At 68.3% G+C, this 15,663-nt stretch carries 14 protein-coding genes; 9 read left to right on the top strand and 5 right to left on the bottom strand.

Annotated features, from left to right (window positions below):
• Nucleotides 1–100 precede the first annotated feature (100 nt).
• From QHF89_RS03265 to QHF89_RS03245, 5 genes are all read left to right on the top strand, one after another.
• Nucleotides 101–538: a BlaI/MecI/CopY family transcriptional regulator gene (locus QHF89_RS03265; protein WP_284719991.1), complete on the top strand. Its 438-nt coding sequence runs from the start codon at nt 101–103 to the stop codon at nt 536–538.
• Nucleotides 535–2,583, top strand: coding sequence for a M56 family metallopeptidase (locus tag QHF89_RS03260; protein ID WP_136966102.1), 2,049 nt, complete (start codon nt 535–537; stop codon nt 2,581–2,583). The genes QHF89_RS03265 and QHF89_RS03260 overlap by 4 nt, the downstream gene beginning before the upstream one ends.
• A 143-nt stretch (nt 2,584–2,726) precedes the next feature.
• Nucleotides 2,727–3,521, top strand: coding sequence for an SDR family NAD(P)-dependent oxidoreductase (locus QHF89_RS03255; protein WP_136966103.1), 795 nt, complete (start codon nt 2,727–2,729; stop codon nt 3,519–3,521).
• 97 nt (nt 3,522–3,618) lie between these two features.
• Entirely contained in the window at nt 3,619–5,373 is a 1,755-nt protein-coding gene (locus QHF89_RS03250; RefSeq protein WP_136966104.1) for a cation:proton antiporter, read from the top strand.
• A gap of 114 nt (nt 5,374–5,487) precedes the next feature.
• Complete coding sequence (locus QHF89_RS03245; protein WP_284719990.1) at nt 5,488–6,231, top strand: hypothetical protein; 744 nt, start codon at nt 5,488–5,490, stop codon at nt 6,229–6,231.
• A gap of 22 nt (nt 6,232–6,253) precedes the next feature.
• Here QHF89_RS03245 and QHF89_RS03240 read toward each other — a convergent pair whose 3' ends face one another.
• Nucleotides 6,254–8,416 (bottom strand): right-handed parallel beta-helix repeat-containing protein, encoded by a 2,163-nt coding sequence (locus QHF89_RS03240; RefSeq protein WP_136966105.1) that lies wholly within the window; start codon nt 8,414–8,416, stop codon nt 6,254–6,256.
• Between the two features lie 68 nt (nt 8,417–8,484).
• Nucleotides 8,485–8,781 carry a hypothetical protein gene (locus QHF89_RS50110; protein WP_284719989.1) on the bottom strand — a complete coding sequence of 99 codons (297 nt, stop codon included), beginning with the start codon at nt 8,779–8,781 and terminating at the stop codon, nt 8,485–8,487.
• Here QHF89_RS50110 and QHF89_RS03230 point away from each other — a divergent pair.
• Entirely contained in the window at nt 8,771–9,016 is a 246-nt protein-coding gene (locus tag QHF89_RS03230) for a hypothetical protein (RefSeq protein WP_284719988.1), read from the top strand. The genes QHF89_RS50110 and QHF89_RS03230 overlap by 11 nt on opposite strands.
• Before the next feature lie 24 nt (nt 9,017–9,040).
• Here QHF89_RS03230 and QHF89_RS03225 read toward each other — a convergent pair whose 3' ends face one another.
• Nucleotides 9,041–9,187 (bottom strand): hypothetical protein, encoded by a 147-nt coding sequence (locus tag QHF89_RS03225; protein ID WP_284719987.1) that lies wholly within the window; start codon nt 9,185–9,187, stop codon nt 9,041–9,043.
• A gap of 277 nt (nt 9,188–9,464) precedes the next feature.
• Here QHF89_RS03225 and QHF89_RS03220 point away from each other — a divergent pair, with 277 nt between their 5' ends.
• Together QHF89_RS03220 and QHF89_RS03215 are read left to right on the top strand one after the other, a co-directional pair.
• Nucleotides 9,465–10,898: a vWA domain-containing protein gene (locus QHF89_RS03220; protein WP_136966106.1), complete on the top strand. Its 1,434-nt coding sequence runs from the start codon at nt 9,465–9,467 to the stop codon at nt 10,896–10,898.
• A gap of 66 nt (nt 10,899–10,964) precedes the next feature.
• A complete protein-coding gene (locus QHF89_RS03215) occupies nt 10,965–11,753 on the top strand; it encodes a dienelactone hydrolase family protein (RefSeq protein ID WP_136966107.1) in 789 nt (262 codons plus the stop codon).
• A 3-nt stretch (nt 11,754–11,756) separates the two neighbouring features.
• Here the strand turns inward: QHF89_RS03215 and QHF89_RS03210 are convergent, their stop codons facing one another.
• A complete protein-coding gene (locus QHF89_RS03210; protein ID WP_136966108.1) occupies nt 11,757–13,463 on the bottom strand; it encodes a DUF2330 domain-containing protein in 1,707 nt (568 codons plus the stop codon).
• Nucleotides 13,464–13,578: 115 nt separating this feature from the next.
• Between QHF89_RS03210 and QHF89_RS03205 the strand changes: the two genes are divergently transcribed.
• Nucleotides 13,579–15,156 carry a DUF2330 domain-containing protein gene (locus QHF89_RS03205; protein ID WP_136966109.1) on the top strand — a complete coding sequence of 526 codons (1,578 nt, stop codon included), beginning with the start codon at nt 13,579–13,581 and terminating at the stop codon, nt 15,154–15,156.
• 9 nt (nt 15,157–15,165) lie between these two features.
• Here the strand turns inward: QHF89_RS03205 and QHF89_RS03200 are convergent, their stop codons facing one another.
• On the bottom strand, nt 15,166–15,549 hold the full coding sequence (locus tag QHF89_RS03200; RefSeq protein WP_136928202.1) for a response regulator: 384 nt from the start codon (nt 15,547–15,549) through the stop codon (nt 15,166–15,168).
• Between the last annotated feature and the right edge of the window lie 114 nt (nt 15,550–15,663).

Genomic DNA, 15,663 nt, shown 5'->3' with positions numbered 1-15,663 from the left:
CCACCGAGCAGGATCCCGACGTTCCAGGTTCCTTCGATCTTCCTTGCCCTCCATCAACTACCTGGGTAGTATTACTCAGGTAGTAGCTGACGAGGAACACGTGTCGAACAAAGACAAGGGCAAGGACGCATTCGAGGACGAGGCCGAGGGGGGGCAAAAGCTCACCCATCTCGGCGCTTTGCAGCTCGCGATCATGCGCGTGCTCTGGGAGCTCGGCGAGGCCACGGTCACGGACGTGCACCAGGCCTTGCTTTCGGAGCGTGGCCTCGCGCCGACGACCATCGCCACCATGCTGAAGAAGATGGAGGAGAAGGGCGTCGTGGCGCACCGCGCCGAAGGCCGAAAATTCATTTATCGGCCCACGGTGAGCGAGGACCAGGTCACGCGAGGCATGGTCTCCGACCTGACCGAGCGCCTCTTCCGGGGAGATCCCGTGGCGCTCGTATCGCATCTGATCGCGCGCCACGAGATTCGCGCCGACGAGCTCTCCGAGCTCGAACGAATGATCGCCGCGGCCAAGAAGGAAGGGAAGCGATGAACACCCTCGTGGGATGGTTGGTCACGTACCTAATCCACAGCACGGCCCTCCTCGGGGGCGCGTGGCTGTTCGATCGTTTGTCGCGGAATCGCCCCGATTGGCAGGAACTCGCGTGGCGCGTCGCCCTCGTGGGCGGGCTCGTCACGGCCACCGTGCAGACGGCCGCGTCCCTCCGCCCCGTGGGCGGGACCTTTTCGCTCGCGGAGCCCGCGCCCACGGCCCGCGTGCTCGACCGCGAAATGCCCCGCGCGACCGAAATCATCGTCACGACGGACATGGGCCCCGCGACGCACGTCGTCGTGACCTCGACGAAGCCGAGAGCCTTCCTGCCCAAAACGAAAGCCACGTCGGCGGCGAAGCCCTCGCGCGCGGCGTTCCTTTCGTGGTCCAAGGTCCTCGTGGCCGGGTGGGCGATCGGCTCGCTCTTCTTGCTCGGCTCGCTCGCGCACGCCTGGAGGTCCCTGCGCAAGCGCCTCGAAGGCCGGCGGAGGCTCGAAGGGGGTCCGCTCGGCGATGTCCTCGCCACGCTCGCAGCGCGTGAACCTGTTTGCATGCGGGCGCCCTTGCTCAGCGCGTCCGAGAAAGTGAACGTTCCCATGGCCCTTGGTATTCGTCGTCCAGAAATCTGTTTGCCGGAGCGCGTGACGAAAGAACTCGGCCCGGACGCCCAGGAGAGCGTGCTCGCGCACGAGCTCGGGCACGTGGCGCGGCGTGATCCGCTCTATCGATTGGCCACGAGCATCTTTTGCCGGGTGTTCTTCTTCCAGCCTTTGAACTGGCTCGCAGCGCATCGCCTCGCGGCAAGCGCGGAGCTCTTGGCCGACGATTGGGCCGCGCGGCGCACGGCGCGCCCGCTCGACCTCGCGGAGTGCCTGACGAAAGTGGCGCGCTGGGTCCACCGGCCGATGACGGGCCTGCCCGTGCCGACGATGGCGGCGGGGACGAGCGAGCTGCGGCAGCGCGTCGAGCGCCTCGTGCGGGGCGAAGGCATGACGGCGGAGCCGCGCAAGCCGCTGTGGGCCGCGCCGATCGTCGCATTCGTCCTGACCGCGTTTACGCTGCTCGCGCCTTGCGCCTGCGGCGTGGCCGAAGCGAAGGGATTGCCCCCGGCGACGCCCGTCGCCAAGAAGGGCGCCGCGCCCGCGAAGCCCACGCCCGCCGCCCTCGCGGACGAGGACGAGGACGAGGATACGGACGAGGAGCCCGTCTGCGAAGGCCCGAAGCACAAGCGAAACGACAAGCGCCACGCCAAGGCGGAGAAGCACCACGGCGAGAAGCACGCGCATCACCGTCGTTACGTGCCCGTCGCGCAGGACGACGACGACGACCAGGACGACGACGACGACGACCAGGACAACGACGACGCGGACCAGGACAACGACCCCGCGGACCAGGACAACGACGACGACGACCAGGACAACGACGACGACGACCAGGACAACGAAGTCGCCGTCGCGCGTGGCCCGCGGATCCGCATCCACATGCCGGCGCCGAGCGTCGATATCGACTTCGAGCAGATCGACGCCGACCTCGACCGCGCCCTCGCCGACGTGCGCAAGAACGTGCACGACGAGGACGCGCGGAAGCTTGCCGAGCGAGAGATCAAGCGGGCGCGCAAGGACGCGCGCAAGGAGCTCGAAGACGCGCGCGAAGAGATGCAGGAGCGCCTGCGCGAGCTGCGCGAGCAGATGCCGGAGATCCGCCGCCGGGCCATGGAGAGCGCCCGCGAGGCGTCCGAGCAGGCGCGCGAGGACGCGCTCGAAGAGGCGCGCGACGCCGAGGAAGAGGCCACGAAGGCGCAACGAAAGGCCCGCAAGGCCCGCAAGAAGGCCCAGCACGCCGTGCCGCCGGCGCCGCCCGTGCCGCCTCCGCCGCCGGCGCCGCATGCCGCGCCGCATCCCATGCCCCATCCGTCCCCGATGCCGCACCTGCCGCCCATGCCGCCGGGACATCGTGGCGTGCCCGCGCCCCCCGCGCCGCCCATGCCGCCTGCGCCGCACGGCGCGCCGATCCCGCCGCCGCCGCCGCCTCCGCCGGCGCCCTGAAAAACCCCGCCGCAGGCGAATCGACAATCAGCAACACGGCCCCGGAGAGCAGTCTCCCTCCCTGCTCTCCGGGGCTCTTTTTTTCGAGCTCGCTGCGCGTGGCCGCCGCGCGCGCTAGCATCCGCCCGAGCAAGGAGGAAACCATGGATCTCGGATTGACGGGAAAGCGGGCGCTCGTGACGGGTTCGACCGCGGGAATTGGCCTCGCCGCTGCGCACGCCCTGGCGAGCGAGGGCGCGCATGTCACGGTGAACGGTCGGACCGAGTCCCGCGTGCAGGGCGCCGTGGATGCGCTCCGGCGCGCGCTGCCCGGCGCGACGATCGAAGGCATCGCGGCGGATCTCTCGACCGCGGCCGGATGCCAAGCGCTGATCAAGAAGCTCCCCGACGTCGACGTGCTCGTCAACAACATGGGCATCTTCGAGCCCAAGCCGTTCGAGGAGATCCCGGACGAGGACTGGCTCCGGTTCTTCGAGACGAACGTGCTCAGCGGCATCCGGCTCTCGCGCCATTACGTGACCGGCATGCGGGCCCGGAACTGGGGCCGCATCGTGTTCGTGTCGAGCGAGTCGGGGATCCAGATCCCGACCGAGATGATCCATTACGGCATGACGAAGACGGCGCAGCTCGCGGTCGCGAAGGGCATCGCCGAGACGTTGCGCGGGACCGGCGTCACCGTGAACAGCGTCCTGCCGGGACCGACGTCGTCCGAGGGCGTGGGGGCGTTCGTCTCCCAGCTCGCGGCGGCGCGCGGCGTGGACGCCGCCACGGTCGAGCGCGAATTCTTCGCCACCGCGCGGCCGACCTCGATCATCCAGCGCTTCGCCACGCCGGATGAGGTCGCCGCCATGATCACCTACGTGTGCAGCGCTCGCGCGTCGGCCACCACGGGCGCGGCGCTCCTCGTGGACGGCGGCGTGGTGCGCTCGATCGCGTGACCCACGGGCCGAGCGAGCGGGCGAAATCGCCCCCAAGATGCTCGCTCGTCGGGCTGCTCTCCGCGGGTCCGCCTCCTGCTCTTCGTCCTCTGGACGAATGCATGCCTACGACCTCATCCTCACGCTGACGGGCGGGCTCGTCGCGGCGCTCCTGCTCGGCATGATGACGCGCCGCCTCGGCGCTTCGCCCATCCTCGGCTACCTCCTCGCCGGCGTCGTCGTCGGCCCGTGGACCCCGGGGTTCGTGGCCAACCTCGAGCTCGCCGGGCAGCTCGCCGAGGTGGGCATCGTCCTGCTCATGTTCGGCGTGGGATTGCATTTTCAGCTCGGCGACCTCCTCAAGGTCCGGCGCATCGCGGTGCCAGGCGCGGTCGTGCAGAGCCTCTTCGCCACCGTGATCGGGGCCGTGGTCGCCGTCGCGTTCGGGTGGTCCACGTCGGCCGGCCTCGTGCTCGGGATGTCCGTGGCCGTGGCGAGCACGGTCGTGCTCATCCGGATGCTCACCGATCACGACGCGCTCGAAACACCGCACGGGCACGTCGCCGTCGGATGGCTGATCGTCGAGGACATCTTCACGGTCGTCATTCTCCTGATGGTCCCGGTCCTCGCATCGTTGCGAGGCACGGACGCCTCCCCTGTGCAGGCGGTCGGGATCGTCGGCATTGGATTGCTCAAGCTCACCGCGCTCATCGCGCTCGTGCTCGTTATCGGGGCGCGCGCCGTCCCCTGGTTCCTCACGCGCGTCGCGCAAGCGCGCAGCTCCGAGCTCTTCACGCTCGCCGTCCTCGCGGTCGCGCTCGCCGTCGCCACGGGCTCCGCCGTCATTTTCGGCGCGTCGATGGCGCTCGGCGCGTTCCTCGCGGGTATGGTCGTCGGGCAATCGAAGGTCAGCCACCAGGCGGCCGCGGATGCGCTCCCGATGCGGGACGCCTTCGCGGTGCTCTTCTTCGTCACCGTCGGCATGCAATTCGACCCGCGCTCCCTCATCGCGCAGCCTGGGCTCGTCCTTTCGGTGCTCGGAATCATCCTCCTCGTCAAACCCCTCGCCGCGCTCGTCGTGGTCGTGGTGCTCGGGTATTCGGTCCGGACGGCGCTCACGGTGGCGATCGGGCTCGCGCAGATCGGCGAATTTTCGTTCATCCTCGCGGACGCGGCGAACAAGGTCGACCTCTTCCCCGCGGAGGGGCGCAGCGTGCTCGTGGCGTGCGCGATCGTCTCGATTGGCCTGAATCCCTTGCTCTTCCGGCTCATGGATCCCCTCGAAGAATGGCTGCGCAGACGCCCGACGCTCTGGCGCGGGCTCAACCGCCGCGCCGAGGCGCGCGGGGAAGCGCTCCGGGAGCAGGCCCCGAAAGAGCCGACCCGCGCATGCGACATCCGCGCGATCGTCGTGGGGTATGGCCCCGTCGGCCGTACGGCCGTGGACATCCTGGATCGATTCAACGTCTGCTCGGTCATCGTGGAATTGAGCATCGACACCGTCACCGAATTGACGAACAACGGCCGAATCGCCGTGTACGGCGACGCGCGCAGGGCCGAGGTCCTTCATGCGGCGGGCATTGGTACCGCCGACTACCTCGTCGTGACCACGCCGAACCCGGAGACGCGGGCTGCGGTGGTCAACGTGGTGCGCAGCCTCCAGCCCGACCTGCCGATTTTTGTGCGGGCCCATTACATCAGCGAGCGTCAGGCGCTGGAGACGCACCGCGCGACGGCGGTTTGTTACGAAGAGGCCGAGGTCGCCGTTCGGTTGGCGGAGATGCTCCTAACAGAAATCGGCGTCGAGGCAGCGCAGATCGAGGCAGAATCGCTCCGCATTCGCGAGGAGCTCGGGCCCGGCGCGTCGCCGTGACGCGGCGCGTCCGCCGGGATGCGTAGCACGTATTCGGCTTGCAGCCCGCGACAAGCCCGGGATACGATGCCTCCACGGTGCGCGGATCATGCGCCCGGGCGGGAGGGAACGACATTGAGCTCGCATTTCACGAGGCCCCGATACAATTACACGAGGCACCTCGGCGCCGTGTCGCTCGGCGTCGGATTGCTCGCCGCGCCGGCCACGTCGGCGGCGCAGTCGCAAAAGGCGCCCGCTGCGCCGCCTCCCCCGGCCGCGGCGGCGCCGGCGATGCCGCCTCCCCCGCCCCCCGGCGCGGTGGCGCCGCTCCCGCCCGGCACGCCGCCGCCGGGCGTGCAGCCGGGCCAGCCCCCGTACCCGTATCCGTATCCCTATCCCTATCCGTACGGGCAACCGGGGTATCCGTATCCGCCTCCTCCCGGGTATGGCCCTCCTCCCGTCGATACGACGGAGATGAAGCCCGTCATGCCGTACAAGGGAGGCGTCGTTCCCCCGGGGTATGTGCTCGAAGAGCGCATGCGGAAGGGCCTCGTCATCGCGGGCAGCGTGGTCTTCGGGACGTTTTATCTTTTCACGGCGATCGGCGCGTCGGCGGCCGAGTCGGATCGGGCCCCCTGGCCGGCGCTGTTCGTGCCCGTCGTCGGCCCCTTCATCGTCGCCGGAGCGGGTAAATTCAGCGGGAGCGATGAGATCGCGAGGCCCCTGCTCGTGCTCGACGGCCTCATCCAGGCCGGCGGCGCGGCCATGCTGATCGCGGGGATCGTCGCCAAGCAAAAGGTCCTCGTGCGGGAAGACCTCGCCGCGCGTCCCGAGTTTTTCGTGGGCCCGAGGTCCGTCGGAATGAAAATGAGCTTCTGAGGGATGTCGCCCTCGCCCGGGGTCAGCCTTTCCGCCGCCGTCGCGAAAGCCCCCACGCGAGCGCGCCGAAGGCATAAAGCCCGAGCCCCGGCCCGGCGCCATCCCCGAGCCGGCACCCACAACCGCCCTCGTCCTCGGGCGAGCCGCCTCCGCCATTGCCGCCCGCGCCACTGCCGTCCCCGCCGCCCCCGCCCACGCCGCTCGACGAAGCCCCGGATCCGCCGTCGGGCAATCCGCCGTCCGGGAGCGGCCCGACGCCTCCTCGCTCGAACGCGCCGAGATCGGGCGCCGCGCCGACCACGAATCGATCGTTGATGCCCTCGATCACCACGCCGACGTCGACGAGCCCGCTCCCCTCCACCGGCGTGAAATCGCCGCCCTCCGCGTCCTCGTATTTCGGCTCGATCTGAAACCCGTGGCTCTCGATCGTGCCCGAGGCCGAGAGTTCCGCGATGCTCGCGTATTTCACGTCGATCCATTTCACGAACCGCGGCGTCCCGTCGAGGATGTCCGTGAACAGATCGTCCCAGTCGAGGTCCACGGGCCCGCTCGGCGTGACGCTGCTCTCGATGACGTAGCGGTGCGAGGTCCAGATGTTGTTTCGCGTGATCAGGTTTGCAAAAGGAATCGTCGGGGCGATCGCCTGCGCCTCCGCCAGCCCCGCGGCCGGGCGGCTCGTCGTGTGATACACGAGCATGAACCCTTGTGAGCCGTTGTTCACCTTGAGCGCGTGCTCCTTGAAGCCGTCGATCACATTGCGCACCACGAACAGCGGGCCGACCTCGATCGGCGCGAGCGAGACGCCGTTGAGCACCCCGCGCATGTGGTTGTTCCAAAAACGGACGTTCACGCAGGCGCCCTCGGGTTCGAGCCCGTCATCGCCGTGCTCGACGAGCACGTTCTCGTACACGTCCGTGTCCGGGGTGATCGTCTCCGAGGCGTCGTCGAAGCTGCCGACGTACACCCCATTGAAGGTGCCGGTGAGCTGGTTTCGCCGGACGACGTTCGCGCCGCCGCCGGTGATGCTGATGGCGCTCGCCTCGGGGGTATGGTTTTTGACGGAGCTCCAGGGCCACGACCAGATGCTCGTGTCGCGGACGACGTTGTCCTCGATGACGTTCTCCGCCGCGAGGGGCCTGCGCACCCGGACGCCGCCGTTCATGTGGTGGATGTTGTTCCTCCGGATCCACGCGCGCGCCGTGTCGCGCACGTCGATCCCCGCGCCCTCGGCGTCGGCGCCGAGATGACGGATCTCGAAGCCCTCGACGACGACGTCGGTCACGGTGTCGAGAAGAATGCCGACGTTCCGGATGGCCACGTGAACCACATGCCCGGCCGGGGATCCCCCGTCGGGCAGCTTCAAGTAAATCCGCCCTGCGGCGGCGTCCACGTAAAAGCCGCCGGCGAGGCCCGCGGCGGCCGATTGCAGATCCGCGAGGGAGCTGTAATCGTAGAGGCGCGTATCATCCACGGCGACATACTGGGACGCGCCGGAGAACGGCGCCGAGTAGATCCCATTGCCTTCCGATTGAAAGACCGAACCATCCTCGAGCGCAGGATCCGAGCCGTCGACGATCGCGCCCGGCGCGGCGACGAACCAGACCGGGTTTCCCGCGGCGCCGCCGTGATTGCCCGCGACCGTCACGGTCTCGCGATAGACGCCCGCCGCGACGTGCACGACCGTCCCCGGCCCGGCCGCGGCCGCAGCCGCGCCGATGCTCTTGAAGGGCGAGGCTTGCGAGCCGTCGTTTCCATCCGAGCCATTCTTCGCGTCCACATGAAGCTGCTTGCTCCCCAGCGGCGGAGGCGCGTCGTCGCGCGTGCGGATCGTCCCCGTCGCCTCCTGGGGCCCGCCGTTGTCGGGATCGTCGAGCGTGACGCGCACCTCGTATTCGGTCGCAGGCTCCAGGAACAGCGCGCTCCCTCGGCGCCCGCCGGGCGTGCGGAGGAGCGGATGACCGGGGGTGAAGCTCGCATCCCCGGCCTTGCGGAACGCGAGCTTGACGGTGGCATCCCCATCGTCATCCCCCGTGACCGCGGCCGTGACGCCCACGGCGTGAATCGTGGGCCGGAGCGTGAGGCTCCCGAGCGTCGACGTATCCGCGGCGCGGGCGGAGCCGGCGCTCCCGACGACGAGCAGGAACAGGGAAGAGGCGAGAATCTGGCGTAGAGGGGATCGAAGCATGGGCCGGAATCCTACGCGCAACCGGGACGGAGCGAAAATAGAATTTCGCAGTACGTTCCGGGCACACCTCAAAAAAGCGGGATTTCCCGCATTGCGGTCCACGCGCTGGCCGGGTATGAGCCAAAGAACGACGGAAAAGGAGACCACGCCATGACGAATGCAATGCCCGCCATGAACATGCCGATGCCGATGATGCCCTCGTCCATGCCCATGATGGGCTCACCCATGCAGGGTATGCCCATGATGAACATGATGCCCGGGATGCCCGGCATGATGCCCGGCATGATGCCCGGCATGATGGGCATGATGCCCGGCATGATGCCCGGCATGATGGGCATGGGCATGATGCCCAGCATGATGAACATGATGCCCATGATGGGCATGATGGGTATGGGCATGATGCCCGTGACGTGTCGTATGACCTATGAAATGACGAAGGACGGAATCACCTGCAAATTGACCCCGGGCGAAGGCATCTCGCTGGACATGATGAAAGAGCGCTGCGAGGCCATGGCCCGCATGATGTCCGCCGGCGTGCCCATGATGATGATGTGCGGCGGGATGCCGATGATGATGTGTATGCCGAGCCCGACGAAGTAACCCGCGCGGCGGGTCACTTCCAGGTCACATCGCGGGCCAGACGGGCACCCAGAACCAGACGGGCACCCAGACGAGCAGGACCGGCGCCGACGGCGTCTTCTGGCGCTGCTCGTCTGCGCGCTTCCTTCGCACCTCGTCGAGATCGATCACACGAGCGCTGCGCTGGTTCATCGGACGACCCTCCAACAAAGCGTGACGACGTCCAAGATAACGGACGTCGTCCGTTCGATCAAGTCCCACGGAAGATCTAGCCCCGAAGCCGAGCTCATCCGAGGCCGAGCTGCTTTTCCAGCGCATCCACGGTGTTCTTCGCGTCGAGGAGCGAGGAGGTTCGCGCTTCTCGGTAGAGCCGGATCGCCTCGGACTTGTTGCCGGCGCGCAGCGCCTCGGGATCGCCGCCAAATCTTACGGGGACTTCGCGCGTCTTAGGCGGTCTCCGGAGTCTGCCATGAGAGATCTCGCGTTTCGCACGTCAATCCCCCTCCTCCTCGTCGCCGCCGTCCTCTTCATCCTCGGCTGCGGGCCGGCCGCGTCGCCTACGGGCGCGCGGGACCCGAATGCCGTCCGCGTGGAGGCGCTCCTCGGTTCGCCCATGCTCCTCGCGAACGGGGACAGCACGGTCTACGCCGTGCTTCGTATCTCCACGGCCGCGCGCCCCGCGCGCGAGCGTGGCCCTGTGAACGTCGCGCTCGCCATCGACACCTCGGGCTCGATGGAGGGCGAAGCCATCGTGGCCGCGCGCCGCGCGAGCCTCCAGGTGATCGACGCGCTGAAGGACGGCGATCGGCTCGCGGTCATCGTATTTCATTCGAAGGCCGAGGTACTCGTCCCGTCGACCGAGCTCGACGCCGAGGTGCGCGAAGACGCGCGGAAGCGCATCGCGGCCATGGAAGCGCGCGGCACGACTGAAATGGCGGACGGGCTCCAGACCGCGCTCGACCAAGTGCTCGCGAATTACAACCCGAATGGCGTGAACCGCGTCGTGCTCCTCGGCGACGGAATCCCGAACCAGGCGGCGAACCTCGAATATACCGCGAAGCGCGCGGCCGACCGCGGCGTCGCGGTCACGACCCTCGGGCTCGGGCTCGATTACGACGAGACGCTCATGGGGAAACTCGCGGACCTCTCCGGCGGGCGATACAGCTACATCGAGAGCGCAGACAAACTTGCCGGCTTCTTCCGGGAGGAGCTCGAACGCCTCGACACGGTGTACGGCCGCCAGGCCTCCGTGACGCTGACCCCCGGCCCCGGCGTGCGGATCGACGCGATCGTTGGCACGGAGATGATGTCGCCGGCCGGCGCCGCGTACATGCCGCTCGGCGACATCGTGCGTGGCGACACCCGCGACGTCGTCGTTCGAATGACGGTGACGCCTCGCAAGGCGAATGTGCCGATCGAGCTGCTCGACGCGGTGATCACCTTCGACGACGCGCTCGAGCAGGCCGGCCGCCTCGAACGCCGCCTCTACTTCGGCGCGCGGACGACGCTCGACGAGGGCGAGGTCGCGAAGGCGAAAAACCCCGCGGTCGACCTCTCGGCCGCGCTCGCCGAGGCGTCCGCGACGACGCTCCAGGCGCTCGAGTTCGGCAAGCAGGGCTCGTACGTGCACGCGCGTGGGCTTCTCGAAAAAGGCGCCGCGGCGGCGCTCGCGCAATCGAAGCGCACGCCAAGCGCTGAACTCGAAAAACTCGCAACGAACATGACGTCGGTGGCCAAGGACATGCCGGAGGTCGATCGCCCGGCCCCTCCGTCGGCCTCGCCCTCGGGCGGCGAGTACGAATTCTCGGACGACACGATGGCCGCCCCCATGACCTCGGAAACACCGTCCGTCGTTCGCAATCGCAAAGAGGTGCACCAGAAGGCGGTCAAGGCTCTCCATTGAGAGATCGCGGGTGGACGAGGCCTTTCGCTTGTCGGCGGGCCGAGGCTCGCGTTACCATCCGCGGCCATGCCCATCGAGCTCGACGGTTTCAAGCGCGGATCCTTCACCCACGACGGCGCCGAACGGGACGTCTACCGCCGCGGCAGCGGGCCCGGCGTCGTCGTCATGAGCGAGATTCCCGGCATCACGCCCCAGGTCATTCGTTTCGCCGAGCGCGTCGCCGCCGAAGGATTCACGGTCTTCATGCCGCAGCTCTTTGGCACGCCCGGAAAGCCGTTCAGCACCGCCTACGCGGCTTCCCAGCTCGCGCGCGCGTGCATCTCGCGCGAGTTTGCGGTGCTCGCCGCGAACGAATCGAGCCCCCTCGTCGATTGGCTGCGCGCGCTCTGCCGTCACGTGCACGCCGAGCTCGGCGGCAAGGGCGTCGGCGCGATCGGCATGTGCATCACCGGCAATTTCGCGCTCGCGCTCATGGTCGATCCGTCGGTCGCGGCGCCCGTGCTCAGCCAGCCGTCGCTCCCGCTCGGCCTCGGCGCGGCGCGCCGCGCGGGCATGCACATCTCGGAGCGTGATCTCGCCGCCGTGAAGGAGCGATGCGCGTCCGGCGCGCAGGTCCTCGCGATGCGATTCACGCACGACCCTCTTTGCCCGGGCGAGCGCTTCGTGTCCCTTCGCAAGGAGCTCGGCCCCGCGCTCGAATCCATCGAAATCGACTCGGGTCCGGGCAACACCTGGGGCATCCAGCGACTCGCCCATTCGGTCGTGACGAACGACCTCGTCGACGAAGCCGGTCACCCCACGCGACAGGCGCTCGACCGCGTGCTCGCCTTCTTCGGCGAGCGCCTGCGCGGGTAAGCTTCAACGCCCCGTTCGCCGCCGGACGAGCCGCAGCGCGACGAAACCCATTACCACGACAACCCCAGCGCCGACGGGCCCCGGCGCGTCGCCCGCTTCGCCCACGCGACACCCCGCGCATCCGCCCTGCGGCGGCGCGGGCGGCGGCCCGGATGCATTCGTGTCGGTCGGCGCCGGGGACGCGGAGCCCGCGGGCGGCGGGGTCGTCTCGGGGGCCGCTGCATACATCGCCGGCGCAGGCACGAGCGGACCGCTGTCGATACGCGTCTCGCTCTCGTCGCGCTGGACGAGGGCGGCGAGCTCGATCCCGCCGCGCTTCGCGAACGCGAGCTTTTGCGCGGCCTCCGTGCCCTTGTGCGCCACGCCGCCCGGCGGCCCGCCCCAGATCCCGCGCCGCGGATTCGGACACGTCACGGCTCCGGTCCACGCGTGCCGGATCGCATAACGTCCCTGGAAGTTGTTGATGCCGCTCTGCACCGCGCCGGTCTCGAGCTTCGCTCCATCGGTCAGGAATTCCCGGCCGCCGACGATGGGCGGCGCCGCCCGGAACACGAGGTCCTCCCCCAGCCCGTCCTTGCCATATCGCAAATGCAGGCGCGTCAGGACGAACCCGCTCCCTCCACGCCAGCGCGGCATCGGCCTCGGCATGGGCGCGGGACCCACCGCCGGAGCACCGGGGGACGGCCCCGCGACCTGCTGCGCCTCGCCGATCGCGTCCGCGCCGAGCGTCGCCAGATCCGAGCCGTCGAGCGTGGGCCCGGGACAAGGATCACACGACCCCGCGTCCCACGCATACTCGGTGATCGCTGCCTTTGGCTGCCGCGCGAGCGTGCGGTCGAAGAGCGCCGCGTAAAACGCGCCGAAATCGTTCCGGACCTTGTCCTTGACGTCGAGGTTCGTCGGAATGGCGACGTTCGGATAGTTCGCCGTCTCGTACCGCTGCCCGCGCGCGAGGATGTGGACGATGAGGTCCTGCGTCCCCCCGGAGTTCACGAGCCCGAGCCGCACGGGCAGGGCGAACGTCTCGCTATCGTAATGAAACCGGAGCGGCGAGAGCATCGCCTGCCCATTCTCGAAGCGCACCTTCTTCGTGTCGACCTTGGCCACGAAGAACTTGCTGCCGCCCTGCACATAAGGGCGGAGCAAGGGCTCGGCGCCCGCGGGGATCTTGTACTTCTCTTGGCGGAGCCAGGTATCGAGCCCAAGCGAATCGCGCGCGCTCAGGATGACGACCTCGTACTCGCCCACCGTGAATTGCGCCTCGATGGTCACGCCGAGGTCGGCTGCGCTCTCCCTCGCGGGCCCCGAGGACATACGCCTCACGGTGCCCGGCGCGGCCATCGGCATTGGCGGCGGCAGCGGCGCGCAAGGGTCCTGCTCCCAGTATTCGACGAGCCGCGGCGCCGCGAGTTTGTCGACCTTGTCGAACACCGCCATGGGCAAGGTCTTGACGTTCTCCTTTTGCAGCACCACGGGCACCGGGACGACCATCGCGAAGTTTTCCGGCGGCCCCTGGTAGTTGTTCTGCATCGAGAGCACGGTCCGCGTGCCCTCGCGCATCAGCACGACCATCGTAGCGTTGTTGAAGAGCTTCGTGGAATCCGCGCCTGCGACATAGAAGCCGCAAAAAGCGTCGACGGAGGACGCGGTCGTGATCGCGGCGAGGGCGAGGGGAACGGCGAGGCCGAGGGCGCGCAGGCGGGACAACATGAACGCGATGTTCCCACGAGCGTTTTCCGTCACGCAAGGGCAAGATCGCGGCGGGGTGGACATCACGGCGCGATTCCGGTAGCTCTGGATGTCACGATCCCCGGGAGGAAAAACCATGCGCGCCGCCCTGCCCTGCGCTCTCCTTGCGCTCGCCGCCCTCGCCCAGCCGGCTCCCGCCGATGCGTTTTGTGGATTCTATGTGAGCGGGGCCGATTCGAAGCTGTACAACAACGCCACCTTGGTCGTCCTCATGCGCGACGGCACCCGCACGGTGCTCTCGATGCAGAACAACTACCAGGGCCCGCCCGAAGATTTCGCGATGGTCGTCCCGGTGCCGGTCGTCCTCGCCAAGGAAAACGTGAAGACCCTGCCCGCCGAGGTCTTCGGACGCGTCGATCGCCTCGCCGCGCCGCGGCTCGTCGAATACTGGGAGCAGGATCCGTGTACGCCGCCGATGCGCGCCTTGGAGTCCGTGCTCCAGTACGCGCCCTCGCCCACGTCGGACGAGGGGGGCCAGGAGGAAGAGGCGGAGCGGCACGGCGTCAAGATCGAGGCCCGCTTCAGCGTCGGCGAATACAACGTCCTCATCCTGAGCGCGCAGGACTCACTCGGGCTCGACACCTTCCTGCGCGGCCAGAGATACAAGATCCCCGCGGGCGCCGAGCCGTACCTCCGTCCGTACGTGACCGCCGGCAGCAAATTCTTCGTGGCCAAGGTCGACGCGAAGAAGATCCACTTCGAGAACGGCATGGCGCAGCTCTCGCCGCTCCGGTTCCATTACGACAGCGAGAGCTTCAACCTGCCCGTGCGCCTCGGCCTCATCAACTCGGCCGGCACGCAGGATCTCATCGTCCATGTCCTCGCTCGCTCGCGGTACGAAGTCGCGAATTACGAAAACTACGCCATTCCCACGAACGTCCGCGTCAAGGAGCCGGTGAAGCAGAGCTTCGGCTCGTTTTACGCGACGCTCTTCGACAAGGTCCTCGAAAAGCACCCGCGGGCCGTGGTCACGGAGTACGCCTGGGACGCGGGGTCCTGCGATCCCTGCCCCGAGCCGCCGCTCGGCGTCGCCGACCTCGCGACCCTCGGCGCGGACGTCCTGCCCGAGTATGAGGGGCGGCGCGAAGTCCCGCCCGAGCTCGCCAACGCCTTCACGTTGACGCGCCTCCACGTCCGGTACGACAAGAATGCCCTCGGCGAAGATCTGGTTTTTCGCGCCGCACCGCCGATCCGCGGCGGGAATGGCGTCCCCGATCCGGAGGGCAAGATGGAGCCGGGCGCGATGTCGAGCGGCAACAATTCTTTCCAGGGTCGTTACGTCATCCTCCACCCGTGGGAAGGGCCCATCGAATGCGAGACGCCTCGGCGCGGGATCTGGGGCGGACCGGTGAAACACATCGCTGGGGAGGGTGCTACCCAGGTCGCTACCAATACGGCGTTCGCTCCGCGAGGCGTCGAACTCGCTTCGTTCCTCGATTCCTCGGCGGGCGGCCTCGCGTCTCAGGAAGCAAAGCTCCCGAGTGGTCCGGTCGCGGAAGAACCTTTCCCGACGTTGCCCTCGAAGGGCGGCTGTGCGAGCTGCACGACGACAAGCTCGCGGGATGGCCTCGAAGCGATCTTCGGAGCCGCTGCGGCTGCGGTGGGGATGGTGCTGCGGCGGGCCTCTGCGCGCTCGAAGCGCGGCGCGGCCTGATCACGACACCTACACGAAGGAGCGCCTCTGGAGCGCCGCGCGTAGCTCGGCGACGAAGGCCTCATCGGCGACGTCTTTCGGCACCGCCCCGTGGGCGCCCAGGGATCGCGCCATCCGGGTGAGCACATTCGCCTCCATGTTGCTGCAAAGCAGGACGCGGACCTCGCCAAGCCCGATCGAATCGCGGATCATGCGGATCACGATCGAACCATCGAGCTTCGGCATGTTCACGTCGAGCAGCACGAGGTCGCAGCGCATATCGCGTATGGCCTGAAGGACGCCCACGGGCCCATTGTGAAACCGCGCCTCGAAGCCCATCTCCGCGAGCCTCTGCACGGCGCTCTCACCAAACCTCGCGTCGTCGTCGATCACGAGGACACGCGTACGTCTCATGAGGCCGCTGCTGCCCCTTCCCGAGCGCGGGGCGCCCACATCCTCGGACCGGCTGCCGTGCGACGGAAGGACGCTCGTAAAACCGTTCGAGGTGGAGCTACTTGAAAGGTATTT

It is taken from the genome of Polyangium sorediatum, assembly GCF_029946465.1.
Classification (GTDB): Bacteria; Myxococcota_A; Polyangia; order Polyangiales; family Polyangiaceae; genus Polyangium; species Polyangium fumosum.
The sequence above is the reverse complement of the archived record's forward strand: the minus strand, read 5'-3'. Positions and strand labels throughout refer to the sequence as shown.

What these genes read in the sequence shown, in the direction of transcription:
- QHF89_RS03200 (WP_136928202.1), bottom strand. Translation starts at nt 15,549, where the DNA reads ATGAGACGTACGCGTGTCCTCGTGATCGACGACGACGCGAGGTTTGGT.
- QHF89_RS03220 (WP_136966106.1), top strand. Translation starts at nt 9,465, where the DNA reads ATGAGAGATCTCGCGTTTCGCACGTCAATCCCCCTCCTCCTCGTCGCC.
- QHF89_RS03250 (WP_136966104.1), top strand. Translation starts at nt 3,619, where the DNA reads ATGCATGCCTACGACCTCATCCTCACGCTGACGGGCGGGCTCGTCGCG.
- QHF89_RS03260 (WP_136966102.1), top strand. Translation starts at nt 535, where the DNA reads ATGAACACCCTCGTGGGATGGTTGGTCACGTACCTAATCCACAGCACG.
- QHF89_RS03215 (WP_136966107.1), top strand. Translation starts at nt 10,965, where the DNA reads ATGCCCATCGAGCTCGACGGTTTCAAGCGCGGATCCTTCACCCACGAC.
- QHF89_RS03230 (WP_284719988.1), top strand. Translation starts at nt 8,771, where the DNA reads ATGATGAACATGATGCCCATGATGGGCATGATGGGTATGGGCATGATG.
- QHF89_RS03225 (WP_284719987.1), bottom strand. Translation starts at nt 9,187, where the DNA reads ATGAACCAGCGCAGCGCTCGTGTGATCGATCTCGACGAGGTGCGAAGG.
- QHF89_RS03210 (WP_136966108.1), bottom strand. Translation starts at nt 13,463, where the DNA reads ATGTTGTCCCGCCTGCGCGCCCTCGGCCTCGCCGTTCCCCTCGCCCTC.
- QHF89_RS03205 (WP_136966109.1), top strand. Translation starts at nt 13,579, where the DNA reads ATGCGCGCCGCCCTGCCCTGCGCTCTCCTTGCGCTCGCCGCCCTCGCC.
- QHF89_RS50110 (WP_284719989.1), bottom strand. Translation starts at nt 8,781, where the DNA reads ATGTTCATCATGCTGGGCATCATGCCCATGCCCATCATGCCGGGCATC.
- QHF89_RS03255 (WP_136966103.1), top strand. Translation starts at nt 2,727, where the DNA reads ATGGATCTCGGATTGACGGGAAAGCGGGCGCTCGTGACGGGTTCGACC.
- QHF89_RS03240 (WP_136966105.1), bottom strand. Translation starts at nt 8,416, where the DNA reads ATGCTTCGATCCCCTCTACGCCAGATTCTCGCCTCTTCCCTGTTCCTG.